At 67.3% G+C, this 26,195-nt stretch carries 23 protein-coding genes, 4 tRNA genes and 3 pseudogenes; 18 read left to right on the top strand and 12 right to left on the bottom strand.

Annotated elements, in window-relative coordinates:
* Nucleotides 1-71: 71 nt before the first annotated feature.
* Nucleotides 72-512 carry an anti-sigma factor antagonist gene (locus MPSD_RS10310; protein WP_011741090.1) on the top strand — a complete coding sequence of 147 codons (441 nt, stop codon included), beginning with the start codon at nucleotides 72-74 and terminating at the stop codon, nucleotides 510-512.
* Between the two features lie 19 nt (nucleotides 513-531).
* Here the strand turns inward: MPSD_RS10310 and MPSD_RS10305 are convergent, their stop codons facing one another.
* The 3 genes from MPSD_RS10305 to MPSD_RS10295 all read right to left on the bottom strand — a co-directional run bounded on the left by MPSD_RS10305 (nucleotide 532) and on the right by MPSD_RS10295 (nucleotide 2,269).
* Nucleotides 532-1,479: a catalase family peroxidase gene (locus tag MPSD_RS10305; RefSeq protein WP_015355359.1), complete on the bottom strand. Its 948-nt coding sequence runs from the start codon at nucleotides 1,477-1,479 to the stop codon at nucleotides 532-534.
* A gap of 42 nt (nucleotides 1,480-1,521) precedes the next feature.
* The gene (locus MPSD_RS10300; protein WP_012393834.1) at nucleotides 1,522-1,812 is read right to left on the bottom strand and encodes a hypothetical protein; all 291 of its coding nucleotides are present in this window, start codon (nucleotides 1,810-1,812) and stop codon (nucleotides 1,522-1,524) included.
* A 97-nt stretch (nucleotides 1,813-1,909) separates the two neighbouring features.
* Nucleotides 1,910-2,269 carry an Rv2640c family ArsR-like transcriptional regulator gene (locus tag MPSD_RS10295; RefSeq protein WP_086085840.1) on the bottom strand — a complete coding sequence of 120 codons (360 nt, stop codon included), beginning with the start codon at nucleotides 2,267-2,269 and terminating at the stop codon, nucleotides 1,910-1,912.
* Nucleotides 2,270-2,370: 101 nt separating this feature from the next.
* Here MPSD_RS10295 and MPSD_RS10290 point away from each other — a divergent pair, with 101 nt between their 5' ends.
* The 6 genes and pseudogenes from MPSD_RS10290 to MPSD_RS10255 all read left to right on the top strand — a co-directional run bounded on the left by MPSD_RS10290 (nucleotide 2,371) and on the right by MPSD_RS10255 (nucleotide 9,816).
* Entirely contained in the window at nucleotides 2,371-2,841 is a 471-nt protein-coding gene (locus MPSD_RS10290) for an ArsI/CadI family heavy metal resistance metalloenzyme (protein ID WP_020787946.1), read from the top strand.
* A gap of 79 nt (nucleotides 2,842-2,920) precedes the next feature.
* On the top strand, nucleotides 2,921-3,298 hold the full coding sequence (locus tag MPSD_RS10285) for an ArsR/SmtB family transcription factor (RefSeq protein WP_011741095.1): 378 nt from the start codon (nucleotides 2,921-2,923) through the stop codon (nucleotides 3,296-3,298).
* Nucleotides 3,295-4,816, top strand: a pseudogene (gene arsB, locus MPSD_RS10280) (ACR3 family arsenite efflux transporter). The gene MPSD_RS10285 and the pseudogene arsB overlap by 4 nt, the downstream one beginning before the upstream one ends.
* A gap of 127 nt (nucleotides 4,817-4,943) precedes the next feature.
* Nucleotides 4,944-5,759 carry a hypothetical protein gene (locus tag MPSD_RS10270; protein ID WP_020787949.1) on the top strand — a complete coding sequence of 272 codons (816 nt, stop codon included), beginning with the start codon at nucleotides 4,944-4,946 and terminating at the stop codon, nucleotides 5,757-5,759.
* A gap of 223 nt (nucleotides 5,760-5,982) precedes the next feature.
* Nucleotides 5,983-7,185: an ISAs1-like element IS2404/ISMul1 family transposase gene (locus MPSD_RS10260; protein WP_420811896.1), complete on the top strand. Its 1,203-nt coding sequence runs from the start codon at nucleotides 5,983-5,985 to the stop codon at nucleotides 7,183-7,185.
* Between the two features lie 495 nt (nucleotides 7,186-7,680).
* Nucleotides 7,681-9,816 (top strand): annotated as a pseudogene (locus MPSD_RS10255) (PE family protein).
* Between the two features lie 103 nt (nucleotides 9,817-9,919).
* On the opposite strand, the gene MPSD_RS10250 reads toward MPSD_RS10255, so the two are convergent.
* Nucleotides 9,920-9,991, bottom strand: a tRNA-Val gene (locus MPSD_RS10250).
* Between the two features lie 170 nt (nucleotides 9,992-10,161).
* Between MPSD_RS10250 and MPSD_RS10245 the strand changes: the two genes are divergently transcribed.
* From MPSD_RS10245 to MPSD_RS10230, 4 genes are all read left to right on the top strand, one after another.
* Nucleotides 10,162-10,234: transfer RNA gene (locus MPSD_RS10245), tRNA-Gly, on the top strand.
* 29 nt (nucleotides 10,235-10,263) lie between these two features.
* Nucleotides 10,264-10,337, top strand: a tRNA-Cys gene (locus MPSD_RS10240).
* A gap of 15 nt (nucleotides 10,338-10,352) precedes the next feature.
* Nucleotides 10,353-10,427 (top strand) — tRNA-Val (locus MPSD_RS10235).
* 130 nt (nucleotides 10,428-10,557) lie between these two features.
* Nucleotides 10,558-11,961, top strand: coding sequence for an APC family permease (locus MPSD_RS10230; RefSeq protein WP_086085212.1), 1,404 nt, complete (start codon nucleotides 10,558-10,560; stop codon nucleotides 11,959-11,961).
* Here MPSD_RS10230 and MPSD_RS10225 read toward each other — a convergent pair.
* From MPSD_RS10225 to MPSD_RS10215, 3 genes and pseudogenes are all read right to left on the bottom strand, one after another.
* Nucleotides 11,939-13,605, bottom strand: a pseudogene (locus tag MPSD_RS10225) (tetratricopeptide repeat protein). The gene MPSD_RS10230 and the pseudogene MPSD_RS10225 overlap by 23 nt on opposite strands.
* A gap of 90 nt (nucleotides 13,606-13,695) precedes the next feature.
* Complete coding sequence (locus MPSD_RS10220; RefSeq protein WP_232022805.1) at nucleotides 13,696-14,598, bottom strand: alpha/beta fold hydrolase; 903 nt, start codon at nucleotides 14,596-14,598, stop codon at nucleotides 13,696-13,698.
* A gap of 53 nt (nucleotides 14,599-14,651) precedes the next feature.
* Nucleotides 14,652-14,975, bottom strand: coding sequence for a DUF732 domain-containing protein (locus MPSD_RS10215; protein ID WP_011741101.1), 324 nt, complete (start codon nucleotides 14,973-14,975; stop codon nucleotides 14,652-14,654).
* A gap of 108 nt (nucleotides 14,976-15,083) precedes the next feature.
* Here MPSD_RS10215 and MPSD_RS10210 point away from each other — a divergent pair, with 108 nt between their 5' ends.
* From MPSD_RS10210 to MPSD_RS10200, 3 genes are all read left to right on the top strand, one after another.
* Nucleotides 15,084-15,827: a Clp protease N-terminal domain-containing protein gene (locus MPSD_RS10210; protein ID WP_015355352.1), complete on the top strand. Its 744-nt coding sequence runs from the start codon at nucleotides 15,084-15,086 to the stop codon at nucleotides 15,825-15,827.
* A gap of 78 nt (nucleotides 15,828-15,905) precedes the next feature.
* Nucleotides 15,906-16,466 (top strand): hypothetical protein, encoded by a 561-nt coding sequence (locus MPSD_RS10205; RefSeq protein WP_020787955.1) that lies wholly within the window; start codon nucleotides 15,906-15,908, stop codon nucleotides 16,464-16,466.
* A gap of 1 nt (nucleotide 16,467) precedes the next feature.
* Nucleotides 16,468-16,971, top strand: coding sequence for a GNAT family N-acetyltransferase (locus MPSD_RS10200; RefSeq protein ID WP_223161269.1), 504 nt, complete (start codon nucleotides 16,468-16,470; stop codon nucleotides 16,969-16,971).
* Here MPSD_RS10200 and zapE read toward each other — a convergent pair.
* Entirely contained in the window at nucleotides 16,949-18,061 is a 1,113-nt protein-coding gene (gene zapE, locus MPSD_RS10195) for a cell division protein ZapE (protein ID WP_015355349.1), read from the bottom strand. The two genes, MPSD_RS10200 and zapE, sit on opposite strands and share 23 nt — an antisense overlap.
* Before the next feature lie 21 nt (nucleotides 18,062-18,082).
* Here zapE and MPSD_RS10190 point away from each other — a divergent pair, with 21 nt between their 5' ends.
* Genes MPSD_RS10190 through msrB form a run of 4 tightly spaced genes read left to right on the top strand, consistent with a single transcriptional unit; the run spans nucleotide 18,083 to nucleotide 22,252 of the window.
* Nucleotides 18,083-18,865: a pyrimidine reductase family protein gene (locus MPSD_RS10190; protein WP_086085213.1), complete on the top strand. Its 783-nt coding sequence runs from the start codon at nucleotides 18,083-18,085 to the stop codon at nucleotides 18,863-18,865.
* 30 nt (nucleotides 18,866-18,895) lie between these two features.
* The gene (locus MPSD_RS10185; protein ID WP_085979809.1) at nucleotides 18,896-20,485 is read left to right on the top strand and encodes an alpha/beta fold hydrolase; all 1,590 of its coding nucleotides are present in this window, start codon (nucleotides 18,896-18,898) and stop codon (nucleotides 20,483-20,485) included.
* A 19-nt stretch (nucleotides 20,486-20,504) separates the two neighbouring features.
* Nucleotides 20,505-21,815 (top strand): arabinofuranan 3-O-arabinosyltransferase, encoded by a 1,311-nt coding sequence (gene aftC / locus MPSD_RS10180; RefSeq protein WP_086085214.1) that lies wholly within the window; start codon nucleotides 20,505-20,507, stop codon nucleotides 21,813-21,815.
* Nucleotides 21,812-22,252: a peptide-methionine (R)-S-oxide reductase MsrB gene (gene msrB, locus MPSD_RS10175; RefSeq protein ID WP_020787957.1), complete on the top strand. Its 441-nt coding sequence runs from the start codon at nucleotides 21,812-21,814 to the stop codon at nucleotides 22,250-22,252. The genes aftC and msrB overlap by 4 nt, the downstream gene beginning before the upstream one ends.
* An 8-nt stretch (nucleotides 22,253-22,260) precedes the next feature.
* Here the strand turns inward: msrB and MPSD_RS10170 are convergent, their stop codons facing one another.
* From MPSD_RS10170 to hemE, 4 genes are read right to left on the bottom strand one after another with little or no spacing between them, the layout of a single operon-like run.
* The gene (locus MPSD_RS10170) at nucleotides 22,261-23,010 is read right to left on the bottom strand and encodes a class I SAM-dependent methyltransferase (RefSeq protein WP_020724836.1); all 750 of its coding nucleotides are present in this window, start codon (nucleotides 23,008-23,010) and stop codon (nucleotides 22,261-22,263) included.
* Nucleotides 23,007-23,702 (bottom strand): hydrogen peroxide-dependent heme synthase, encoded by a 696-nt coding sequence (gene hemQ, locus MPSD_RS10165; protein ID WP_011741110.1) that lies wholly within the window; start codon nucleotides 23,700-23,702, stop codon nucleotides 23,007-23,009. Before hemQ ends, MPSD_RS10170 begins: the two co-directional genes overlap by 4 nt.
* A gap of 5 nt (nucleotides 23,703-23,707) precedes the next feature.
* Nucleotides 23,708-25,075 carry a protoporphyrinogen oxidase gene (locus tag MPSD_RS10160; protein WP_036426726.1) on the bottom strand — a complete coding sequence of 456 codons (1,368 nt, stop codon included), beginning with the start codon at nucleotides 25,073-25,075 and terminating at the stop codon, nucleotides 23,708-23,710.
* Nucleotides 25,072-26,133 (bottom strand): uroporphyrinogen decarboxylase, encoded by a 1,062-nt coding sequence (gene hemE / locus MPSD_RS10155; protein ID WP_036426728.1) that lies wholly within the window; start codon nucleotides 26,131-26,133, stop codon nucleotides 25,072-25,074. Before hemE ends, MPSD_RS10160 begins: the two co-directional genes overlap by 4 nt.
* Nucleotides 26,134-26,195: the final 62 nt, after the last annotated feature.

The raw sequence follows: 26,195 nt of genomic DNA, 5'->3' as shown, positions 1-26,195 counted from the left end.
AAGTCTGTCTTCAGACGCGCAGGACGGGCATCCATCGCGGCGTTACGACGCCAGTCGATTAGGAGCGCACCATGAGCGTGGATATCGCAGAACCCTTTACCCCTCACCCAATGCTCAGCATCCGGCTGCTCCGCGAGTTGGGCGACCCGCACAGCACACTGCGGGCCGCCACCGACTTCCGCAGCACCGCGGTGTTGATCCACGCGGGCGGCGAGGTGGACGCGGCCAACGAACACACCTGGCGCCAGCTGATCGCCGAGACGGCCGCCAGTGCCCCGTCGCCGGGATTGTTCGTCGTCGACGTGAGCGGCCTTGATTTCATGGGCTGCTGCGCGTTCGAGGTTCTGGCCGAGCAGGCCGGCCGATGTCGCGCCCGCGGCGTCGAGCTGCGCATCGCCAGTGCCGCCCACACCCGCGTGACTCGCATCGTGGCGGCGTGCGGGCTCAGCGACGCACTGCCCGTCTACCGGTCGGTGGACGCCGCCCTAGCGTTGCCCGCCCCATCGGATTGAGCACCCGGCCCCGTTGGGTTCAAGCGGGGTCAGGCGGGGCCTGCGGGCCGCGATCCACACCGGTACGCAACTTGACCGACGCCGAGTACGCGAGTGTGCGAAAGCGAAGCACCGGGTCATCAGAGGCTTCGATGCCGTCGGTCACCCGCATCGGGTCGAACACGACGATATCGCCGTCGTGTTCGCGTTCGGTGTCAACGCCAGTGACGTCAAGGGTGCCGACGGTGACCATCTCCGAACCCTGCCAAGGCACCGACGGATCGACGATCGAATCCCCCGGGCCGGCGATTTGGACGCGAAAATAGAACCGCACCGGCCCGGCGGCGAGGCGGGTTTGCAGTTCGTCGGTGAGGAAGTCGGCGCCCTGGTTGCGGGCCGCCAGCGGCGACAGGAATTTCTCCCCGACCGCGGGAATCATGTGGTAGCGAACGAATCTCGCACTGCCGTCAGCGGCTACCCAGCGAAAAGCGTGCAGCCCGTGATATTCGCAGGTGGCGTAACTGGCCGGAATTCTGTTCGCCGCGCCCAGGATCGGCAGCGCGGCCAGCACGCGCGGGTGGGTGACCAGATACTTCGCAATGCGCGCCGGGGTGGTCAGGCTCGGCCGCAGCGCTTTGAGCAGATCTACGAACCCCTCCGGCGTGCTCGAGGTGAACAGCCGCGCGGTCTGCATCGACACATCGGTGGTGGACTTGTCGGGCAGTGTGAATTTCACTGCCATGCCGCGCACTCCGGGCGCGCCGTCGCGCTGGGTGGGCTTGCCCGATCCATTGGAAAACCGGATCAGCGCCGCGACGGTGGCGCCGTCGAAGTGTTTGGCGCGAGAAAGCCCGGCCGCCTCGGGGGTCGCGGTGAACGTGCCGCGATACAGGGTTCCCTTGGCGTGCAACGCCCGGTAACCGGGACACGCTCCCCCGGTCCCCCGGATCGCTTCGATCGCCTCGTCAGGAGTGACTGAACCGCCCATTGGCGAATCCTAAGTCCTGCCGTCGCCCCGCCGGGGCGGTGGCTACAGGTACGGGACCGTCGCGGTTGCGTACATCTGGGCGGGGTCGGCGAGCAATTCGTTGTATTTGTTCTGCAGCGTCGCGATGGAGTCCCCCACGGGTTTGTCGCAATAGCGGCAGTGCGCTTTGAACTGGCCCTGCCCGTCTTCGTCCGGCCAGAATCGGCGTGGCCCGACCTGTGCACCGGGGTCGAATTGGACCGACTGATGCGCGGCCTCTTTGAGGATCCTGCCCACCGGATGACCTTGCGGGCATTCGAGTTTCAACACGCCCAGCCCGTCGGAAAAGCTCATCGTCTGCCATCCTCCGTGTTGTTTTGGACAACCTGCCAAGGCTGACGGTATGCCATCGCGCCGGGTAGCGCCTCGCCGTGCGGCGACCGCGGCCGGCTCAGGTGCAGCAGTCGGGACTGAGCACCGCGCACAACGCCTGCAGGCCCTCGGTGTGCACTCGGTGAAAGACGTGCATGCCGCGCCGCTCGGAGACCACCAGGCCCGCCTTGCGCAGCTGGGTCAGGTGATGGCTGACGGTGCCATCGCTGAGGTTGAGCGCGGTGGCGAGGGTGCCACTGATCTCCTCCCCGGCCGGGGAACCGAAGAGCAGCGACATGATCTTGACCCGCGCCGGGTCCGCCAGGGCCTTGAGCCGCAGGGCCACCGCCAAGGCGTCGTCGTCGCCGATCGGTCCGGCGGCCACCGGGGCACAGCAAACGGGTGCGGAGATGTCGATCACGGGCAGGGCCTTGGGCACAAGTTCACTCTGCCAGATACCTTGACATATATCAAAAAAGTGACGACACTGGGCAGCGGCGCCACTTTGATATATGTCTAACCAGCCGGAGGTTTCACCCGATGTCCCGTGTTCAGCTTGCCCTCAATGTCGATGACCTTGACGCGGCAATCACGTTCTATTCCAAGCTGTTTAACGCCGAACCGGCCAAACGCAAACCCGGATACGCCAACTTTGCGGTGGCCGATCCCCCACTGAAGCTGGTGCTGCTGGAAAACCCCGGCGCTGGCGGCACCCTCAACCATCTCGGCGTGGAAGTCGGCGATAGCGACACCGTGCATGCCGAGATCGCCCGCTTGGCCGAGACCGGAATGTTCACCGAGGAAGAGATGGGCACGACGTGTTGTTTTGCCACCCAAAACAAGGTGTGGATGACCGGCCCCGGCGGTGAGCGCTGGGAGGTATACACCGTGCTGGCCGACTCCGAAACCTTCGGCACCAGTCCGCAACACCCCGCCGACCAGGAGAGCGACGCGGCCGAGGCGGGTGGGTGCTGCGGCGCGCAGACCGCGGCCGCGACATCCTGCTGCTAGGTGATGACCCGAGGCGGGTGGGGCGGCTGGGCCGAGCGCCCCACTTGCCATCGGATTCGATATCCATCAATATCGATGCATGTCGAATCGTGTCGAAATGGATGCGCCGTGCTGTGTGACAGCGCCGCTGCTGCGTGAGCCGCTCGAGGCCAGCTCAGCGGTCGAAATGGCGGCCCGATTCAAGGCATTGGCCGATCCGGTGCGGTTGCAGCTGCTGAGCTCGGTAGCAAGTCATGCCGGAGGCGAAGCCTGCGTCTGTGACATCTCCGCCGGAGTCGAGGTGGGCCAGCCCACGATTTCCCACCATCTCAAGGTGCTGCGGGACGCGGGTTTGCTCACTTCACAACGGCGCGCCTCGTGGGTGTACTACGCCGTGGTCCCGGAAGCACTCAACGCGCTGTCGCGGCTGTTGAGCGTTCACGCGGGCAGCGCAACCGAGCTGGAGACATCGGCATGACCGGCACCGTCGACCACCAGCCCGCGCCCGCGGTGGTGGGCAAGCTTTCCACCCTGGACCGGTTCTTGCCGGTATGGATCGGGCTGGCGATGGCCGCCGGGTTGCTGCTCGGGCGCTGGATTCCAGGCCTGAACACGGCATTGGAAAAGGTTCAGGTCGACGGGATCTCGCTCCCGATCGCCCTTGGCCTGCTGATCATGATGTATCCGGTACTGGCCAAGGTGCGCTACGACCGCCTCGATAGCGTCACCGGCGATCGCAAGCTGTTGATCAGTTCCCTGCTGCTGAATTGGGTGGCCGGCCCGGCGCTGATGTTCGCACTGGCCTGGCTGCTGCTGCCGGATCTGCCGGAGTACCGAACCGGCCTGATCATCGTCGGACTGGCCCGCTGCATCGCCATGGTGATCATCTGGAACGACCTGGCCCGCGGGGATCGCGAGGCGGCCGCGGTGCTGGTCGCGCTGAACTCGATTTTCCAGGTGGCGATGTTCGCGGTGCTGGGCTGGTTCTACCTGTCGGTACTTCCGGGTTGGCTGCATCTGACACAGACCACCATCTCCACCTCGCCGTGGCAGATCGCCAAATCGGTGCTGATCTTCCTTGGTATCCCGCTGCTGGCCGGATACCTGTCCCGGCGGTTGGGCGAGCGGGCGAAAGGCCGCGGCTGGCATGAATCCCGGTTTCTGCCCAAGGTCGGGCCGTGGGCGCTCTATGGCCTGCTGTTCACCATCGTGATCCTGTTTGCGCTGCAAGGCGATCAGATCACCAATCGCCCCCAGGATGTCGCGCGCATCGCGCTGCCGCTACTGGTCTACTTCGCCGTCATGTGGGGCGGCGGCTACCTGCTGGGCGCGGCGCTGCACCTGGGCTACCAACGCACCACGACCATGGCGTTCACCGCCGCGGGCAACAACTTCGAACTGGCCATCGCCGTGGCCATCGCCACCTACGGCGCAACCTCGGGTCAGGCGCTGGCCGGAGTCGTCGGCCCGCTGATCGAAGTGCCGGTTCTGGTGGGACTGGTCTATGTGTCCCTGGCGCTGCGCAACCGCTACTACGGTCCGGCCCCACCGGCGCAAGCACGACATGATCAAGCCCAGCGTCTTGTTCGTCTGCGTACACAACGCCGGACGTTCGCAGATGGCCGCCGGATGGCTGCGCCACCTCGCCGGTGATCGCATCGAAGTTCGCTCGGCCGGTACCGAGCCCGCTGACCGCATCAATCCCGTCGCGGTAGCAGCGATGGCCGAACTGGGCATCGACATCACCGCCAACACACCCGAGGTGCTCACCGGGGCGTGGGTACAGACCAGCGACGTCGTCATCACCATGGGCTGCGGCGACGCCTGCCCGTACTTCCCCGGCGTCAGCTACCGCGACTGGACCCTGGCCGACCCGGCCGGCCAGCCCCTCGACGTCGTGCGGCCGATCCGGGACGACATCGGCGAACGAGTGCGAGCCCTGATCGCCGAGTTGCTCAACGAGCATCCCGATACCGCGCAGATTTGCCGGGGATAGCCATTTCGGCCTCTTCCGAGGCGAGGTTTGCTAGGTTTTGTCGGGATCGTTACTGCCGGTGCGAAATCGCCCGCCGAGGAGACCTGTCAAATGAGCCAGCTCACGAGCCAGCCCGCCGGCGATCCATATGCGTGAGGCCGGTACTACTCCCGGGCCGGGGCAAATACTGCGGGTCGCCGTTCCCAGCTTCCTGTTGTTGTTCCTCGTCGCCTGTGGCGGGTCCGGACGGGTGAGCCACCCGGCGGCTCATGGCTCGTCGTCAGCGCAGGAAACCACCACTGCGCCAGAATTGAGCGCCGAACCGTTGCCCTTCAATGCCGGCGGCCTGCTTGCCGGTTCGGCGCACCCCAGCTTCCCCGAGGGGGAGCCGAACAAGATGTCCGTCGTTCAAGTCGGTCCGCTGACCGTGCATGAGGGCGGATCAGCCAAGCTCCCGTTTGCCTTCCGCAACAACACGAGCGAGACGATCTCATTCATCGACTGGACGGGGCTGGTCCGCAGTGAGGGCACCGTCATCAAGACCGGCAGCAGCCAGGGCACGATCCCCGCGCGGGTGAAGTCCGGCGAGGTGGGCCTTGCGTTCATCTACTTCGACGACAGGACGCCACCTCCACCCCCGGATGCCAAGTACGAGTTCTCGGTGAACAGCACCACCACCGATGCGGACCTGTCCGGCACGGCACTGCTCAAGGCCACCGAGGCCAACATGACGCCGTATTCCATCGTCGGAGCGGCCATCAACAACACCGGGAAATCCGTCGAGGGCCCATTCTCCGTCGCGGCCTACTGCTTTGACGGCAACAATTTGCTTAGCGAAGCGGACGCATTTGCTGAGCCGGATGATTTCGTCGCCGCCGGCAACCAGGTCACCTTCACCGTGGACCTCTTCGGCGCCGACTGCCCGACGTTTACCGTCGGGGTCAGCGGGTACTTCGCGGCCTGACCGGGGTCCGCTGCCGCGGCCTTGCCGTGCCCCAGGGGTAGCCAGGTGCCGCGGCGCACCTACCGGGCGGCCCCGGAGCCCAGGGCTCCGGCGTTGTTGATTAGCAGGCTTGTGAGCTGGGTTGATGATCTTTGGTGCCGCGCTATTGGGGCCGGAGTGTAGGCACGGGCTATCTGGAGAACGATCGAGTTGGTTACTGTTCGTCGTTGGTCTGGAGTTGCCCGTGCCTACCGTTTCAGTATTGCGTGTGTCGTCGGTTCCAGAGGTGTTCGACCGCTGGAGTCCTGGTGAGCGCAGCGAGTTCATCGGATCGGAGTTTCTCGATGTGTTGGCCTCGGTGCCAGACCCGAGGGGCCCACGCGGTCGGAGGTATTCGCTGATGGCTTTGTTGGCGATCGCGGTTCTGGCCACTGCCGCGGGGATGCGCGGCTATGCTGGTTTTGCCACATGGGCGGCCACCGCTCCCGATGATGTGTTGGCCCAATTAGGGGTCCGGTTCCGGCGGCCCAGTGAGAAGACCTTCCGCGCTGTTTTGTCTCGGCTAGACCCCGCCGACCTCAACGCCAGGATGGGCAGTTACTTCACTGCACACGTGGCCAGCAGCGACCCCAGTGGATTGGTGCCGATCGCGTTGGACGGCAAGATGCTGCGTGGTGCTTTACGCGCCAAAGCGACAGCCACGCATCTCGTGTCGGTGTTCGCCCACCGTGCCCGATTGGTGCTCGGTCAACTCGCTGTCGCCGAGAAAAGCAATGAAATTCCCTGCGTACGTGCCCTGCTCACGCTGCTGCCGGGTAGCTTGCGGTGGCTGGTCACCGTGGATGCGATGCATACCCAGGTCGTCACCGCGAAGTTGATCTGCGCCACCTTGAAGTCGCACTACCTGATGATCGTCAAGTCCAACCAAGCCAAAATATTTGCGCGTATCACCGCGCTGCCCTGGGCCGAGGTGCCCGCAGCCGCTACCGACGACTCCCGCGGCCACGGCCGTGTCGAGACCCGCACCCTGCAAATCATCACCGCTGCACGAGGAATCGGCTTCCCCTACGCAAAACAAATCATCCGGATCACTCGTGAACGCTTGATCACCGCCACCGACCAGCGCAGCGTGGAGGTGGTCTATGCCATCTGCAGCCTGCCGTTCGAGCACGCCCGCCCTACCGCGATCATGACCTGGATGCGTCAACACTGGGGAATCGAGAACAGCCTGCACTGGATACGCGACGTCACCTTCGACGAAGACCGTCAAAGGGCACATACCGGAAACGGCGCACAGGTCCTAGCAACGCTACGCAACACCGCGATCAATCTGCACCGCCTCAACGGCGCCGACAACATCGCCGAAGCCTGCCGGATCACCGCTTTGACCGCCAACCGCCGCCTAGACCTCCTCAATCCACAATTCCCCAGCTCACAAGCCTGCTAATCAACAACGCCGGAGCCCTGGCCCTGCCCCGGAGCCGGGATCGAACGGAATTTGTTTGCCGAATCGGCATGCCATTGACCAGCGTTACCCCCTGGCCCGCAAGGCTTTTAGCCGTTAACTCAGCAACAGCAGACGTCAACACGTAGTGCTTGTGATCGCACACGAACCCTGGCTGATCAGCAAACAAACACCTGAGGCACCGAGACGCGGCCGACGCGCCGCTAAGCAGGCAGATAGATCAATCGCACCCGAGTGGAGTCGCAGCTAGCAAAGTTTGCTATCCGAATAATTGGAATGGCATTCCACAATAGGAATTTCCGTTCTCGACGGTCACGAATTGCGGCAATGTACCGGCTCATCAAATGGCGGTTAAATACTCTGCAGATACCATCAAAACCCTGAATTCGCGAATGGTCGTGCCTAACATTGACGGCTGCGACTATTCGCCAACGAAACAGTGCCCCTCTGGCACGGCCAGGGGCTGGGAGGACACCGATGTCGTATGTGATCGCGGCCCCGGAAATGCTGGCGGGCGCAGCCACGGACCTGGCCGGCATCGGCGCTGCACTGCAGAGTGCCAACGGCGCCGCTGCGGCCCCGATCACCGGCGTGCTGGCCGCCGGCGCCGACGAAATCTCCGCGGCGGTGGCCGCACTGTTTTCCGGCCACGCCCTGGACTACCAGGCCCTGAGCACCCAGATGGCCGGGTTCCACCAGCAGTTCGTCACAGCCCTCAACAGCGCCGGGGCCTCCTATGCGGCCGCCGAGGCGGCCAGCGCCAACCCGCTGCAAGCTATCGAACAACAACTGCTCGGGGTGATCAACGCGCCCACCCAAGCCCTGTTGGGGCGGCCCCTGATCGGTGACGGCACCGCGGGCGCGCCCGGGCAGAACGGCGGCGACGGCGGACTTCTGTGGGCAACGGCGGGGCGGGTGGCGTCGGGACCGCCGCGCATCCCACCGGCGGCAGCGGCGGATCGGCCGGACTCATCGGCACCGGCGGGGCCGGCGGCGCCGGCTACGGCCCGGCCGCCCAAACCGGCGCGACCGGCGGCAGCGGCGGGGTTGGCGGAACCGGGGGCTGGCTGTACGGCAATGGCGGGGCCGGCGGAATCGGCGGCACCGGCGGCAGCGGGCTGGATGGGCCCGACAGCGGCGCGGCGGGTGGCGCCGGCGGTAGCGGCGGCAGCGGCGGTGCGGCCCGGCTATTCGGCAATGGCGGCGCCGGCGGTAGCGGCGGGCAAGGCGGCAACGGCGGCAGCGCCATCGAGACGGGCAACGGCAGTGCCACCGGTGCCGGCGGCACCGGTGGACACGGCGGCTGGCTAGTCGGCAACGGAGGAATCGGCGGCGATGGGGGCAGCGGCGGCGTAGGCGGCGACGCGGGCGCCTATGGACCCCCCGCAAACGGTGGCGCTGGAGGCCACGGCGGCATGGGCGGCGTAGGCGGCGACGCCGGGTTGCTGTGCGGCAGCGGCGGCGCCGGCGGGGTGGGCGGCAATGGCGCCATCGGTGGGACCGGTGTGATGAGCGGCGCCGGCGGCGCCGGCGGTGACGGCGGCAACGGCGGATACGCCCAGCTGATCGGTGACGGCGGCGGCGGCGCCGGCGGCGACGGGCTGCTGTTGAGCTCGGCCAGCGCCGCCCCGCTGTACGCGGTCGAACAACAGGTGCTCGGAGCGATCAACGCGCCCACCCATGCCCTGTTGGGGCGCCCGCTCATCGGCGACGGCGCCACGGGGGCAGCCGGGCAGAACGGCGGGGACGGCGGACTTCTGTGGGGCAACGGCGGAGCCGGCGGGACCGGAACCGCTGCGCATCCCACCGGCGGCAGCGGCGGATCGGCCGGACTCATCGGCAACGGCGGCGCCGGCGGCGCCGGCTACAGCGCGAGTGGCCTGCCCCCGCAGGGATCGGCGCACCCGGCGGCGCCGGCGGGGCCGGGGGAAGCGGCGGCTGGCTGGTCGGTAACGGCGGAGCCGGCGGAATCGGCGGAATCGGCGCCAGCGGCAGCTTCGGTGCGCCCAGCGGTCAGGGCGGCAACGGCGGCATCGGCGGAGCCGCGGGGCTGTTCGGCCAGGGCGGCGCCGGCGGCAACGGCGGGCAGGGCGGCGACGACTTCGCCCTGTCGGCTGGAGCGGGCGGGGCGGGCGGTGCCGGCGGGCACGGCGGCCAGCTTTACGGCGATGGCGGCGGCGGCGCCGGTGGCATGGGCGGCAGCGTTGACATCGCGGAGAGCGGGGTAACCGGTGGTCGCGGTGGCAGCGGCGGCGTGGGCGGCGGCGCCGGGCTGTGGGGCGCCGGCGGGCAGGGCGGCGACGGCGCGCAGGGCGGGGACGGCGGGGCGGGCGTCGACACCACCACCGGCGCGGGCGGCGACGGCGGCGCCGGCGCTGGTGGCGGAACCAGTGGGTTCCTGTACGGCAACGGCGGAGCCGGCGGTGCGGGCGGGCATGGCGGCGGTGGGCCAGGCATGGGCGGTGATGGCGGGACGGCGGCAGGGCCCAGCTGATCGGTGACGGCGGCAACGGCGGAGCGGGCGGCACCGCCGCCCCTGGCGGGACCGACGGGACCGCTGGCGCCGCCGGCAAAGGTGGAGTGCTGTTCGGAACCGACGGGGCAACCGGGTAACCACCACCGACCGCTGCCCGACGGCCGCTCGCGGCGCCTACGCCGGTGCTTGACTGCGAGTTCGCATCGGGCATGGGTGAAGAAAACCCATAAACAAACCTTGTGGTCCCGGCTGGGATCGAACCAGCGACCTTCCGCGTGTGAAGCGGACGCTCTCCCACTGAGCCACGGGACCGGCGCCGAACGGCAACGAGGAGGAAGACTAGCACGATCCACGGCGTCAATGAACGCGCCGTCTGAGCCGGCGACCACCAAAGCGCCCCAAAGGACCTCGCGATTTGTGCCCGTCCGCTCAAGTGGACTAGTGTCTTGCTTCGCACCGGACGACGATCTCGCCCGTTGCGCGCGGATGTAGCGCAGTTGGTAGCGCATCACCTTGCCAAGGTGAGGGTCGCGGGTTCGAATCCCGTCATCCGCTCGAAGGTGCAAGTGGCATCAATCCCCAGCGGTGGAGTGGCCGAGTGGTGAGGCAACGGCCTGCAAAGCCGTGCACACGGGTTCGATTCCCGTCTCCACCTCCAGATTTGATCTCCCCAGCGCGATTAGCTCAGCGGGAGAGCGCTTCCCTGACACGGAAGAGGTCACTGGTTCAATCCCAGTATCGCGCACCAGAGTCAGCGCAGTTCGCAGGTGCTACTTAGCACTGCTCATCAATTCTCGTGGTCGAATTCGGCTACACCGTCGCCTACCGTTCGAACCGCAGAGACGGTCGTCTCCGCTGCGGAGGTGTACGTAGTACTCATGTCTGAAGGGCCACAGCGGCGGGCCGAGGCCGCGCCGGCAACTCTTGCGGCATCGGCGCTACGGCCACGCAACGTGCTGGCGATCGCGGTCTCCGCGATTTCCCCGACGACGTCGGTGTTCTTGATCTACGGCGACGGGCTGCAGATCGCCGGAACCGGCGTCGTGTGGGCGTTTGTCATTGGCTCCGCCATCGCGGTGTGTATGGCGCTGTGTTACGCCGAGGTCGGCTCGGTCTTTCCCTCCGCCGGCGGCGCCTACACGATCGTGCGCCGCGCCATCAGCCCCGTAGCGGGTGGCGTCACCAGCGTGCTGTTCCTGCTGCTCGGAGTGGTCTCGACGGCCGCCATCCTGGTCGCCGCGGCGACGTATCTGTCGTCGCTGATCGGCGCCGCCGTACCGGTGCAGTGGCTGGCGCTGGGGATGATGGCGCTCATCACGGCGCTATCGATCGGGAAGATCGCCCCGGCCAGCTGGGTTGTCGCCGCCATGCTGGCCCTCGAACTGGCCGTGATCATCGTCTTCACCGTCGTGGCCTTCGCGCACGCTTCCGCGGTTACCAAGCCGTTCACCCAGCCGGTGACGGCCGGGCCCGGCGGCGCCCTCGTTGGTGTCGGCATCGCCGGTATTTTCGCTGCGGTCGGTCCGGCGCTGTTTGCCTTCAATGGCTACGACTGGCCGCTGTATTTCTCCGAGGAGACGGCGGGATCACGACGCGCGATTCCGCACGCCGTGGTCTTGTCCGCGGTCCTGGCCGTCGTGGTCGAGTGCGTCGCGGTGATCGCCGCGACCCTGGCCATCCGCGACATTCCCGCCGCCATCACCGATGGTTCTGCGGTCGAGTTTCTTGCCCGCCAAATAATGATGGGTCCGGCCGGCGCGACGGTTTTGGTCGCCGGCGTGGTGGTGGCGATGTTCGATACCGGCCTGGCGGCAAACCTCGGGTATGCGCGCGTCTACTACGCCGCGGCCAGGGATGGAATGCTGCCGCGACGGCTGCAACCTCTGTTCGGTCGACTGTCAGCCCGGTCGCGGGTCCCGGTGCACGGATTCCTCTTCCTCTTCCTCGGCAACGGCCTGCTGTGCGTCTTCATGTCGCTGCCCAAGCTCATCACGTTCACCGGCGTGGTCATCGCCATCGTGTATCTGCTGGTGGCGTTCTCGGCGATCGTCTGTCGTGTTCGGGACCGCGACTTGGTGCGGCCCTTTCGGATGCCGCTGTGGCCGCTGCCGCCGCTGCTGGCAGTCGTGGGCGTCGTCGTGACGCTGGCCACCCAGGAAGTCAAGGACCTCGCTATCGGCGCCGGCCTCGCCGCCGCCGCGGCCCTGGGTTATCGGATACCCCGGCGAAGGTTGCCCGCGCGCCCGGGCGGCGACCCCGTCACTGGTCGCAGCACGCCGTAACTCGGCATGCACACGAGGCGCGGATCGGCACGTCGGCACGGGCGGCGGCCAGCGCGAGCTGCTGGCCGATGATGGCGGCCTCAGCGGTTCGACCGAGCCGCTGCAGGCACTCGTGATACCCGTGCAGGCTCCAAACGTTTCCGGGATGCTGACGCGGCCGGGCCAGGGTGGGGTCCAGTCCCAGGTCGGCGGCATACACCGCGGCCGCCTCCTCGACATGGCCCTGTTCGAGCAGCAGCGCCCCATACGCATGCCGGGTGGGCTGCATCCAGCCCCAGGGCTCGTCGTAGGGCAGCGTGTCATCGAGTGTCACCGCGCGCCGTAGGTGCGCGAAGGCCTCGTCGAAACGCCCGTCGCGGTAGGCGATCTCACCGTCGAGCATGGCGGCGGCCACCGCGAGGATGTCGCGGCTGGTGTTGTTGAACAGGTACCGCGACTCCGGCACCCGCGCGCAGGCCTCGACGAACGCGGCGCGCTCGGCATGGGCCTGAGCGAGTTGGCCGGTGGCCGCCAGGGCGACACCACGGCCATAGTGAATCGTGGCCGTCGTGGTGCAGTAGAGGTCCCGGTCGCATGGCAGTGGTTGTGCGATCAGCTCCTGCCATCTGCCGAACCGCACCAGCACGTGGGTCCGTAGCGGCACGAACGCCTCGAGCCAGTCGGCCATCGGCGGAGATTCGATCGATAGCAGCTCGGCCCCCAGCTGGCCGGCCAGCTCGTCGGCAGCCCGCAGCGCGATCTGCGATTGCCCTTCGAACATCGCCGAGTACACGATGAAGTGCAGGTCGTGCGCGCGGTAGAGCGAGTAGAAGTTCAGCGGGCCCTCGCGACTGACGAACCGCCGATCCGCCCGCACCGCGGCAAGATTGGCCAGCACCGAGCTGCGGTAGTCGCCGCACAACACGTCGATATGGCTAGGCATGTGCTGCAGATGCCCGGCGTCGGGCACCAAGCCGCGCAACAGGTCGGCCGCCGGCAGGGCAACCTCGGGGGTCGCCGACATCTCCATGCGTGCAGGTACAGGTGCAGGATTCCCGGATGGGCCCGGCCCGCGGGGGTGGCCAGTGCCTGGTCCAGGAGGCGCTTGGCCTCGAGCACCCGCGAGCCGGCGGCCGGCTCCCCGGTCGCCGTGTCCCACAGGGCCCAGGCGGTGACGTTGAGCAGCGCGTCGGCGGCCAGGGCCTGCACGTCGACATCGGCCGGATAGGCGGCGGCCAGCTCTGCCATTGCGTCGGCGTAGGCGCCCAGGCCGGCGCGCAGCGCCTCCGCGTCGTCGGGGTCGTCGGTCGGGAAGCGGGCTTGCAGCGCCGCGACCAGGCCTTGGTCGACCGGACTGGCCCGTCCCTGGGCGGCCAGGGACAGCTCCATGCGTGCGCGGGCCAGTGACGTGGTCATATCGACGGGGTCGAACGCCACCCACGGCTTGTTGTAGTTCGGGCCCACCGCGTAGGCGATCCCCCACCGCGCAATGGCCAGGCCGGGATCAAGGTCCAGCGCCCGTTCAAAGCAGCGGATCGACTCTTCGTGATTGAACGCGTACGCCCACACCATCGCCCGGTCGAACCAGACCTGCGCCTGGGCGGAGGGGGTCTGGACGGGCCGGTGGTAGCTGCCGAGGTCGAAGTATTGCTCGCCGGCGGTCATCGCCACACCCCCGCCGCGTGGCCCCGCATCATCACCGCTGCGCCGCAAAGGATTCGACGACTTCGGCCAGCTCGTCGACCGCCTCCCAGTTCAGCAGGTGTCCCGCGCCGGGCACGGTGACCAGCCGGGCACCCGGGATTCCGGCGGCCAGCCGGTGCGAGTGGCTGGGCGGGGTGGTGCGATCCGAGGATCGCCTACCATCACCACCGCCGGCACCGAGATCTCGGCCAGCCGTGGATAGCGATCCTCGCGCGAGAACGCCCGCACGATGGGTAGGTGCGGTCCGTGCCGGTCGAGATGTTGATGGAACCACTCGAGGAATACCGAGATCATCGCCGGTGACGGACGCGCCCCGCACTGTGCCGCCCCGAACAGCACCGCGATGGTCCTGCTGCGCAGCAGCCGTTGCAGGATCCCGCGTTCCAGCAGCGGGATCTGTAGGCGGTTCTGCGGAGCCCCGTCCAGCACCCGGCCCGCCCAGGTGGCGAACAGCACCACCGCGCGCAGCCGCTGCGCCAGGGCGCCATGGTCGAGCAGGGCGCGGATGCTGACGAAGCCCCCCATCGAATGTCCGACCAGCACGCCGTCGCGGATGTCGAAGTGTTGCAGCACCGCGGCAAGATCGTCGGCCATGGGCTCCGATCCGATTCCCTCGGCGCCCAGTGTCGACCGGCCATGGCCGCGCTGATCAAAGGCAATCACCCGCAGGCCCCGGGCCAGCAGTTCGTCCCAGACGAAATTCCACTCGGTGAGGCTGGCGCAGTAGCCATGGACCAAAATCACCGGCGTCCCCCGGCCTGCCACCAACGCATGCAGCACGGCCCCGTCGGGGCGGGTGATCGCGACCCGCTCACCTTGTGGTTCGGCCAGCAACCGTTCCCTGGGAAACGGGTCGGGATTGCGCTCGATTCGGCGGGCCAGGGCCCGGGCACCACCCCAGCCGACCAGACCGCTGGCACCGGCTAGGGCCGCGGCGGCCAGCGTCGGTCTCATCCGTCCAGCTTGCCTGATTTGCCCGGCTCAGAGCACGCAATGGCCTAGCGGGCTCAGCCGGGAGGGTTTGCGCCGTGGCCGGAAAGGATCGCGGGGCAATAGGCATTGGCCGCGATCGCGGTGAACTTGGCTGCGCCATCTTCTTGGAGCCCGGAATTGGAGCTCTGTACCTGCTTGACAACGTCGACCGTCTGAGTCCCGTTGTTCACTTGCTGACATATCCATTTGGCGGCCGCGATCGCTCGTGCCGCGTCCGGATAGGTGATGCCGGCCTTTCCCAGCGCAACCAGGAATGCGTCATCGTTGGCATCGGCGTGTGCGGGTGCGGCCAGGCCGACCATGACGGCCAACCCTGTCACCCCAACCAAGAGCTTCATATCCCCCTGATGGTCCCAGACCGGCGCCATCCCTGCATCCCGGAGAACACGCCAAGATCGTCAACCTAGCGTTGACGAAACCGCTATCGTCAACCTATCGTTGACGACGTGGCCGATCCGACCAAAATCACCTATCCCGTCCGCCTCGACGAACTGATCGACGCGATCAAACAGGTCCACACCAACGCGCTGGACCAGCTGACCGACGCGGTCCTGGCCGCCGAACACCTCGGCGAGATCGCCGACCATCTGATCGGACACTTCGTCGACCAGGCGCGTCGTTCCGGAGCCTCATGGACCGACATCGGCAAGAGCATGGGAGTGACCAAACAGGCCGCGCAGAAGCGATTCGTCCCCCGAGCCGAAGCCACCACGCTGGACCCGGAGCAAGGCTTCGGACGCTTCACGCCGCGCGCTCGCAGCGCGGTGGTCGCCGCCCAGAACGCCGCCCACCAAGGCGCCAACGACGAGATCACCCCCGACCACCTGCTGCTGGGAGTGCTGGCCGACCCCGCCGCGCTGGCCACCGCGCTGCTGCGGATGCAAGCGATCGACACCGAGGCCCTGCGCGCGTCGGTGCGCCTACCCGCGGCCACCGGCGAAACCCCCGCCCTCATCCCGTTCAGCGGACCGGCGCGCAAGGTGCTGGAACTGACCTTCCGTGAGGCCCTTCGGCTCGGCCACAACTACATCGGCACCGAGCACATGCTGCTCGCGCTGCTCGAACTCGAGGACGGAGCCGGACCGCTACACCGATCCGGTGTCGAGAAGTCACGTGCGGAGGCCGATCTGAGCAGCGCGCTCGAGTCATTGACCGGCCACGGACCGGACGGCCGCCCCGGCAAGTCCTGAAGACTCAACCCCTCCCCTTCGCATTGCCGCATGTGTAATCATGCGAAGGTCCCAGAACAGGGCGCCGAGGAGGCAAACATGCACCGCTGGCCGAAGGTTGTTCGCTCCGCCCTCGTCGTTCTCGTGGCCCCCGTCTTTGCCGTCTTGCTCGCCGCCGGTGCCGGGGTGCTGGCATTGAACTCGGCCGCTCCCCGCGCCTGGGCCGGCGATGCGCCGATCGGACACATCGGTGACACGCTTCGAGTCGATACCGGCACCTATGTCGCCGACGTCACCGTGAGCAACGTGGTACCGGTCGATCCGCCGCCGGGATTCGGCTACACCCGCACCGGCGTGCCGGTGAAGAGCTTCCCCGGCAGCTCGGTGAACCGCGCCGACGTGACGGTCCGTGCGGTCCGGGTGCCCAATTCCTTCATCATGGCCACCAATTTCAGCTTCGACGGCGTCACCCAATTCGCCGACGCCTACAAGCCGCGCCCCTGCGACGCACCGGATTGGCTGGACGCCGCACTGGGCAACGCACCACAAGGCTCGATCGTGCGCGGCGGGGTGTACTGGGACGCCTATCGCGATCCGGTCTCCGTCGTCGTGCTGCTGGACCGCAAGACCGGCCAGCACCTCGCACAGTGGAACCTCTGAACTGAACGTCCAGATCGCCGCGGCGGGCCCCGTCGACGCCGCCGAGTTGGGTGCGGTGGCCGCGCGCACCTTCCCGCTGGCTTGTCCGCCCTCGGCACCGGCCGAACACGTCGCGTCGTTCATCGAGACCAACTTGTCGGGCGACCGGTTCGCCGAATATCTCAACGATCCGCAGCGCACCATTCTTGCCGCTCGCGCTGGCGGCCGAATTGTGGGCTACGCCATGCTTGTTCGCGCCGATACCGACGACTGCGATGTCGAGTTGTCCAAGCTGTACCTATTGCCCGACCAGCACGGCACCGGAACCGCCAAGGCGCTGATGGACAATGCGCTCACTACCGCCCAAGACTGGGGAGCCCGCCGGGTATGGCTCGGGGTGAACCAGGAAAACCAACGGGCACAACGCTTCTACGCCAAACGCGGGTTCACGGTGAGTGGCACCAGAACATTTCAGTTGGGCCCCCACCAAGAGAACGACTACATCATGGTTCGCGAGCTTCGCTGACCGGGGCCGTCAAAGCCAACAGTCGCGAGGTGGCACGTAGATACTTCTTGCGGTAACCGCCCGCCAGCATCTCCTCACTGAAAATGGTGTCCAGCTTGGCCCCGGATGCCACCACCGGGACGCCGGCGTCATAGAGCCGATCGGTGAGCGCCACCAGCCGCAGCGCAACATGTTGGTCCTCGATGGGGTGCACACCGGTCAGAAACACCGCGCTCACACCGTCGATCAGGGTCAGATACCGCGATGGATGCATGGTAGCCAGGTGGGCACACAGGGCGTCGAAGTCATCGAGGGTCGCGCCGCGCACCGTCGCAGCGCGCTGGGCGACCTGATCATCGGACAACGGCTGCGGCGCCGGCGGCAGGCCACGGTGGCGATAGTCCGGCCCCTCGATCCGCACCGTGGTGAAAATACTTGCCAGCGTGTTGATCTCGCGCAGAAAGTCCTGGGCGGCAAAGCGCCCCTCGCCCAGCTGTTCGGGCAGCGTATTGGAGGTGGCGGCCACCGACACGCCCCGCTGCACCAACGCCGAGAGCATCCGGGAGATCAGCGTGGTGTTACCGGGGTCATCAAGCTCGAACTCGTCGATGCACACGGCCGTGTGGTTGGCCAGCAGGTCGATGCATTCGGCGAAGCCGAAAACGCCCGCCAACTGGGTCAGCTCACCAAAGGTCGCGAACGCCTTGGGCTGTTCGGGTGCGTCCGGCCCCAAGCCGGGCAGCTGGTAGTAGGACGAGGCCAGCAAGTGCGTCTTGCCCACACCGAATCCGCCATCGAGGTACAGCCCGACCCCGGGCAACACCTCACGCCTGCCCAACAGCTTCTTGCGGCCAGCCCGGCGCTGCACCGCCTCCTGGCAGAAGTCCCGGCAGGCCACCAGGGCGGCGGCCTGGGTCGGTTCCGCGGGATCCGGCCGATACGTCGAGAAGCTCACCTCGGCGAAGGTTGGGGGCGGGCGCAATTGGGCAATCAGCCGCTCTGGCGACACCGACGGATGACGGTCCACCAGATGCGCCACCCCTCCCCAAGCACCCGCAGAAGTGGACCCGTGCATGCTGGCACTGTAGCGGCGTGTTGCAATCAACTTCATAGCCGACGTGGAGGTCTGCCCATGCCTGACCCAACCTCAGGCCGGTCCGCCGATGCACAGCTGACGCTGCTCGGAACCGACCGCCAACTCACCGACGAGGACCTGCCCGAGTTCTACGGCTATCCGGCGAAGCTGAGCGGCACCTGGTTGCGGGCCAATTTCATCACCAGCCTCGACGGCGGCGCGACCGTCGGGGGCACCAGCGGCGGCCTAGCGGGGCCGGGCGACCGAGCCGTGTTTGTCCTGCTGCGTGAGCTGGCCGACGTCATCCTGGTCGGCGCGGGCACGGTGCGCATCGAGGGCTACTCCGGCGCGCAACTGGGCGTCGCGGAACGCCAGCAGCGGCAGGCCCGCGGACAAAGCGAAATCCCGCAACTGGCGATCGCCACCAACTCCGGTCAGCTGGACCGGGATCTGCCCGTGTTCACCCGCACCGAGGTACCACCGCTGGTTCTGACCGCCGCGGCGGCCGTCTACGACACCCGCCGGAGGCTGACCGGCCTCGCCGAAGTGGTCGACTGCTCCGGCAAGGACCCCCACCGGGTCGACGAGGGCCTGCTGCTGGCCAGACTCGCCGGGCGGGGCATGCGCCGCATCCTCACCGAGGGCGGGCCAACGCTGTTCGGATCGCTGATCGAGCAGGATCTGCTCGACGAGTTGTGTCTGACCATCGCCCCCGTTGTGGTGGGTGGTCTGCCCCGGCGCATTGCGTCCGGCCCGGGCCAGCTGCAAACCCGGATGCACTGCGCTCACGTCATCACCGACGATGCCGGGTACCTCTACACCCGCTACGTTCGAGCCTGAACTGCACGTCGCGCAGCATCGCTGAGCGGAGTGGTTAGTGTTGTCGGCATGAGTCGGCGCCTCCCGTCCACCCCGATTCTCGTCGCGGTGGCCTTCTCGGTGACCACAGTGCTGGCTGCCTGCGTTCCGGTACTGGGCGCTGACCCGCGCTTTGCCACCAACACCGGCGCGCGCCCGCAGGGCGCCGCCACCACCACACCACCGCCCAGCGGCCCGCCGCCGATCGCCGCGCCCAAGAACGATCTGTCCTGGACCGACTGCACCTCACAGGTCTATTCCGATGCCGGCGTTCAGGGCGCCCCCGGCACCCGGCTGGAGTGCGCGACCTTCGACAACGACCTGGATCCGGTCAACGGCGGATCCGGGTCGGTCAGTATCGGCGTGGTGCGCGCCCGCTCCGGCCAGACGCCACGCGACGCCGGCCCGCTGGTCTTCACCACCGGCTCCGATCTGCCGTCGTCGACTCAGTTGCCGGTCTGGCTGTCTCATGCCGGCGCCGACGTGCTGCGCACCCACCCGATCGTTGCCATCGACCGCCGCGGGATGGGCATGTCGAGCCCGATCGACTGCCGGGACCACTACGAGCGCACCGAGATGCGTGATCAGTCGCAGTTCCAAACCGGCGATGACCCGGTGGCCAACCTTTCGACGATCTCCAACGAAGCCACCACCGATTGCACCGACGCCATCGCCCCCGGCGCATCCGCCTACGACAACGGACACGCCGCATCCGACATCGAGCGGCTGCGCAATCTGTGGGATGTGCCGGCACTGGCGCTGGTCGGCATCGGCAACGGCGCCCAGGTGGCCCTCACCTACGCCGGATCACGACCCGACAAGGTCGCCCGGCTGATCCTCGACTCCCCGGTGGCTTTGGGGGTCAGCGCCGAAGCCGCCGCTGAACAACAGGTCAAGGGTCAGCAAGCGGCGCTGGATGCGTTCGCCGCACAGTGTGTCGCGGTGCACTGCGCGCTCGGATCCGATCCCAAGGGCGCCGTCGCCGCACTGCTGAACGACGCCCGTTCCGACAACGGCCCCGGCGGCGAGTCGGTGGCCTCGATCGCCACCGCCATCACCACCGCCCTGGGCTTTCCCACCGGGGACCGCATCCGCACCACGACCAACCTGGCGGACGCGCTGGTGGCCGCCCGCGCGGGTGACATGAACCAGCTGTCCAACCTGATCAACCGGGCCGATGCCCTGCAGCACACCGACGGCCAGTTCGTCAGCTCGTGCAGCGACGCGGTGAATCGCCCCACCCCGGACCGGGTTCGCGAACTGGTGGTCGCCTGGGGCAAGCTCTATCCACAATTCGGCACGGTCGCCGCACTCAACCTGGTCAAGTGCGTGCACTGGCCCAGCGGCTCGACAACCGATGCCCCCAAGAGCCTCAAGGTCAACGTTCTGTTGCTGGGGGTGCAAAACGACCCGATCGTGGGCAACGAAGGCGTCGCCCAGACCGCGGCCACGATCATCAACGCCAACGCCGCCAGCAAGCGAGTGATGTGGCAGGGCATCGGACACGGTGCCAGCATCTATTCGTCCTGCGCGGTACCACCGCTGATCGGCTATCTCAACGACGGCAAACTGCCGGGCACCGACACCTACTGTCCCGCCTGAAACCGGCTCGACCGCCCCGGTGTACGGTGCGCTGGTGACCGCGGCTGACTCGACCCGAACCGGCTTGCGTGAATGCATGCAAGCCGCATTCCGTCCCCGTACCGGCCCACCGAGCGCGTCGGCGATATTGCGCTCGGTGCTGTGGCCGGCGACCATTTTGTCCGTACTGCATCGCGCCATCGTGCTGACGACCAACGGGAACATCACTGACGACTTCAAGCCGGTGTATCGGGCGGTGCTCAACTTCCGCCGCGGCTGGGACATCTATAACGAGCATTTCGACTACGTCGACCCGCACTATCTCTACCCGCCGGGCGGCACGCTGCTGATGGCCCCGTTCGGGTACCTGCCCTTCGCGCCGTCGCGCTACCTGTTCATCTCGATCAACACCGCGGCCATTCTGCTGGCGGCGTACCTGTTGCTGCGGCTGTTCAACTTCACGCTGACCTCGGTCGCCGCCCCCGCCCTGGTATTGGCCATGTTCACCACCGAGACCGTGACCAACACCCTGGTCTTCACCAACATCAACGGCTGCATTCTGCTGCTCGAGGTGCTGTTCCTGCGGTGGCTGTTGGACGGCCGGGTCAGTCATCAATGGTGGGCCGGGATAGCTATCGGATTCACGCTGGTGCTCAAACCACTACTCGGCCCGCTGCTGCTGCTGCCCCTGCTCAACCGCCAGTGGCGCACGCTGGTGACCGCCATCGTGATCCCCATCGTCATCAACCTGGCCGCCCTGCCGCTGATCAATCATCCGATGGACTTCTTCACGCGGACATTGCCCTACATCCTGGGCACCCGCGACTACTTCAACAGTTCGATCCAGGGCAATGGCATCTACTTCGGCCTGCCGACCTGGTTGATCCTGTTCCTGCGGCTGCTGTTCACCGCAATCGCGATCGCCAGCTTGTGGCTGCTGTACCGCTACTACCGCACCCGCGATCCCCTGTTCTGGTTCACCGCATCCTCGGGTATGCTGCTGCTGTGGTCGTGGCTGGCGATGTCGCTGGCCCAGGGCTACTACTCGATGATGCTGTTCCCGTTCCTGATGACGATCACGCTGCGTAACTCGGTGATCCGGAACTGGCCGGCGTGGCTGGGGATCTACGGCTTCATGACGCTGGATCGCTGGCTGCTGTTCAACTGGATGAGGTGGGGCCGCGCCCTCGAGTATCTGAAGATCACCTACGGGTGGTCGCTGCTGTTGATCGTGACGTTCACCGTGCTGTATTTCCGCTACCTCGACGCCAAGGCCGAAGACCGGTTGGACAGCGGGATCGATCCGGCGTGGCTGACGGCCGAGCGAGAGCGCGCTAGCGTGGACGCATGACCTCCTCCGACGCCGGCTCGCAGCGTCCGAAACTGCAACTCAGCGAAGACGAGTGGCGCAAGAGGCTCAGCCAGCGGGAGTACGACGTGCTGCGTCTGGCCGACACCGAACGGCCGTTCACCGGCGAGTACACCGACACCAAGACGCAGGGCATCTACCAATGCCGGGCCTGTGGCGCGGAGTTGTTCCGCAGTACCGAGAAGTTCGAATCCCATTGCGGCTGGCCGTCATTCTTTGACCCGTCGGCCAGCGAAGCGGTGATCCTGCGTCCCGACCACTCACTGGGCCAGCTGCGTACCGAGGTGCTATGCGCGAACTGCCACAGCCACCTGGGCCATGTGTTCGCCGGCGAGGGGTATCCGACACCGACGGATCTGCGTTACTGCATCAACTCGATCTCGCTGCGCCTGGTTCCCACGGACTCAGCAGCGCAATAGCAGGGGGGTTAGTCCAGCCGGGTGGCGTGGACTTCCCAGAACGGGACGTGCGCGATGCCGTCGGTCAGCCAGGGCTGGATCGTCTTGAACCGCTCCACCAAGGGCCCGACCTGGTCAGCCACCTCGGGGTTTCGCGCGGCCATAGTTTCCAGCGTCTCCATGCTCACCGTGGTGCGGTAGGTGGTCGGCCCCAGATAGGTGATCTCCCAACCGCCAAGTGGCAGCATCTCGCGGAAGTTTTCCTCCGGCAGCGACCGGATCGCGGTCAATCCGTTGACCTGGTGGGCGCCGAACTCGTACATGTAAAGCCGTGCGCCCGGCTTGGTCGCCCGCCACAACGCCTGCACGTAGGACCTCTGCAGCTCGGGCGCGGTACCGAACGTGTGATAGAAGGCGCAGTCGACGACGGTGTCGAATCGGTTGTCCAAGCCTTCCAGCCTCGTGGCATCGGCCACCTGGAAGTTCACCGACACCCCGGCCTTAGCCGCGTTGTCCCGGGCCCGCTCGATGGCGGTCGCCGATCCGTCGATGCCGGTCGCCGAGTAACCCTTGGACGCGTAATAGATCGCGTGGTGGCCGGGCCCGGTGCCCGGGTCGAGCACCTCCCCCTTGACCGCGCCCAGCGCGACCAGCTGCTCAACCACCGGTTGCGGGCCGCCGATGTCCCACGGTGTGGCCGCCGGCAAGCCGTGTGCCACCCGCTGGTCGCGATACATCTCCTCGAAGCGGGTGGGGTCGGTCGGATCCGGGGCGGTCATGGCAGCGAGGTCACCAGCTGCTCGACGGGCACCCGCGGCCCGCTGTAGAACGGCGTCTCCGCACGGGTGTGCCGTCGGGCGTCGGTGGCCCGCAGGTCACGCATCAAATCGACGATGCGGTCCAACTCGGGGGCCTCAAACGCCAGGATCCACTCGTAGTCCCCCAGCGCGAACGCCGGCACCGTGTTGGCCCGAACGTCCTTGTAGCCACGCGCGGCCATGCCGTGCTCGGCGAGCATGCGACGTCGCTCCTCGTCGGGCAGCAGATACCACTCGTAGGAGCGCACGAACGGATACACGCAGATGTAGGCGCCGGGCTCCTCGCCGGCTAGAAATGCCGGGATGTGGCTCTTGTTGAACTCGGCCGGACGATGCAGCCCGACGCTGCTCCACACCGGAGTGCAGGCCCGCCCCAAGGTGGTGGTGCGCCGAAAGTCCGAATAGGTCGCCTGCAACGTTTCGATGCGCTCGGCGTGGGTCCAGATCATGAAATCCGCGTCCGCCCGCAGGCCCGCGACGTCGTAGAGGCCGCGCACCACGACGCCGCGTTCCTCCTGCTGCTTGAAAAACGTCGCAGCGTCGTCGATCACGGCTTCGCGGTGGTCACCGAGTTCGCCCGGCCGCACAGAGAACACCGAGAACATCAGGTACCGAATGGTTGCGTTCAGGACGTCGTAGTCGAGGCGTGCCATGGCACCTATCGTGCCACTTGCGGGTTGAGCGCCCCAACGACGCCGTCCACCGCGCGGCTTGCCGCCCCGACACAGGCCGGCACCCCGATTCCGTCCAGATAGCTGCCGGCCACGGCCAATGTCGGGGGCAGCCCGGCCCGCACTTGCGCGACCAGCACCCCGTGACCGGGACCGTATTGCGGCATCGCCTCGATCCACCGCTGCACACGTGAATCGACGGGATCCACCGTCACACCGAACACCGTGGCCAGGTCGTCGCGCGCCCACGAAAGCAGCTGATGGTCGGACACGCGCTCGGCCAGGTCGTCGCCGAACCGCCCGAACGAAATCCGCAGCTGCTGGACGTCGCCCTGGATACCCCATTTCCGCGACGACAACGTGATTGCCTTGGCCCGCAACGGCTCACCGTTGGCCACCAGCACCCCGGAACACTGCGGGAAGGGGGTATCTGCCGGCACCGCCAGCGCCACCACAGCCGAGGAGGCACTGCGCACCCGGCTCGCGGCCGCGACGCTGCGCGGATCCACCCCGTCGACACCGTCGAGGATCCGCACCAGGCGCGGGGCCGGGATGGCCAGGATGACGGCGTCGGCGTGCCAGCGCCGGCCGGCATCGTCGTGCAGTGCCCAACCGGGTTCGATCTTGCTGACCGCGGCCTGCACCCACTGCACCCCACTGCGTGCGACCAGCTCCTCGACCAGCACCTGATAGCCGCCCGTCAAGGCACCGAACACCGGGCCGGCACTGGCCGGCGGCAAGCTCTGCCGAACCGCCTCGGTCAGGCTGGTGGCGCCGCGGTCCAGCTCCGCCGCCACCGCCGGGATGGCCGCGCGCACACCGATCGTGGCGGCCGAGCCCGCATAGACGCCGCACAGCAGCGGATCGACCGACCTGGTCACGGTCTGCTCGCCGAACCGCTCGGCCACCAGTTCGGCCACCGCGGGATCGCCGCCCGGGCGCCAGTGCAGCGGCCGGTCCGGTTCGGCCTCGATCTGGGCAATCGTGGCGTCGTCAACCAGGCCGGCAAGCGAGCGCGCCGAAGCCGGGATCCCCATCACGGTGCCCGTTGGCAGCGGGTGCAGCTCTTGGCAGCTGTAGATCAGCGGCCGGGCGCCCGTGGTGGAGCGCTGCAGCCCGGACAGACCGAGTTCGGCGAGCAGGGCGGGCATCTCCGGACGGCGCACCACGAACGCTTCGGCACCCAGATCCATCGGCTGTCCGCCGACCCGCTCGGTGCGCAAGATTCCGCCCAGCCGATCGCTGGGGTCCAACAGGGTGATCAAGGCGTCTTCACCGACCGCCAGCCGCAACCGGAAGGCCGCGGTCAGGCCCGAGATTCCACCGCCCACAACACAATACGAGCCCGGTGTCATAGCGAGTGAACCAGTGACACCAGGTCGGTCAGCACCCCCGGATCGGTCTGCGGCAGTACCCCGTGCCCCAGATTGAAGACGTACCCGGCCGCACCCGCGTCGACGGCCCGACGTCCATCGTCGACGACGGCGCGTGCGGCCCGTTCCACCGCGGGCCAGCCCGCCAGCAGCACCACCGGATCCAGGTTGCCCTGCAGCGCGGTGCCGGGTTGCACCCGGGCGGCGGCATCGGCCAGCGCGGTGCGCCAGTCCACCCCGACCACCTTCGCCGTCCCCGGCTTGACCGCCTCCGACATCGCACCCAGCAGTTCAGCGGTGCCGACCCCGAAGTGCGTCATCGGAACACCATGCTCGGCTAGCGTGGCGAATACCCGTGCGCTGTGCGGCAACGCGTACTGGCGGTAGTCGGCCAACGACAACATTCCCGCCCACGAGTCGAACACCTGGATGGCATTCACGCCGGCACGGATCTGACCGAGCAAAAATTCGATGGTGAGGTCGGTCAACTTGGTCATCAACGCATGCCAGGTCGCGGGCTCGGCCAACATCATCGCCTTGGTCCGGGCATGGTGGCGGCTGGGTCCGCCCTCGACCAGGTAGGAGGCCAACGTGAAGGGCGCTCCGGCGAATCCGATCAGCGGAGTGTCACCCAGCTCGGCGACCAACAGCTCAACCGCGTCGAGCACCGGCGCAATCGACTGGGGGTCAATGGGTTTGATGGCGTCGACATCGGCAACCGTACGCACCGGCGCAGCGATGACGGGTCCGACATCGGCCACGATGTCCAAGTCCACACCGGCCGCGCGCAGCGGTACCACGATGTCGGAGAACAGGATCGCGGCATCGACGTGGTAGCGGCGGATCGGTTGCATGGTGACCTCGCAGGCCACCTCGGGTTCGAAGCAGGCGGCCAGCATGCTGTGCTGGCGGCGCAGCGCCCGGTATTCCGGCAGTGAGCGGCCGGCCTGCCGCATGAACCACACCGGTACTCGGCTGGGTTTGCGGCCGGCCACCGCGGCCAGATAGGGCGACTGCGGAAGGTCGCGACGGGTACTCATCGGCCTCAATGCTGCCATGAGGGCTGCCATGAGGCGGTTTGGGCGGCCCCGCAGGCCATCGG

The sequence above is a fragment of the Mycobacterium pseudoshottsii JCM 15466 genome (assembly GCF_003584745.1).
In the GTDB taxonomy this organism is placed as follows: Bacteria; Actinomycetota; Actinomycetes; order Mycobacteriales; family Mycobacteriaceae; genus Mycobacterium; species Mycobacterium marinum.
This window is presented reverse-complemented; position numbering and strand designations above follow the sequence as displayed.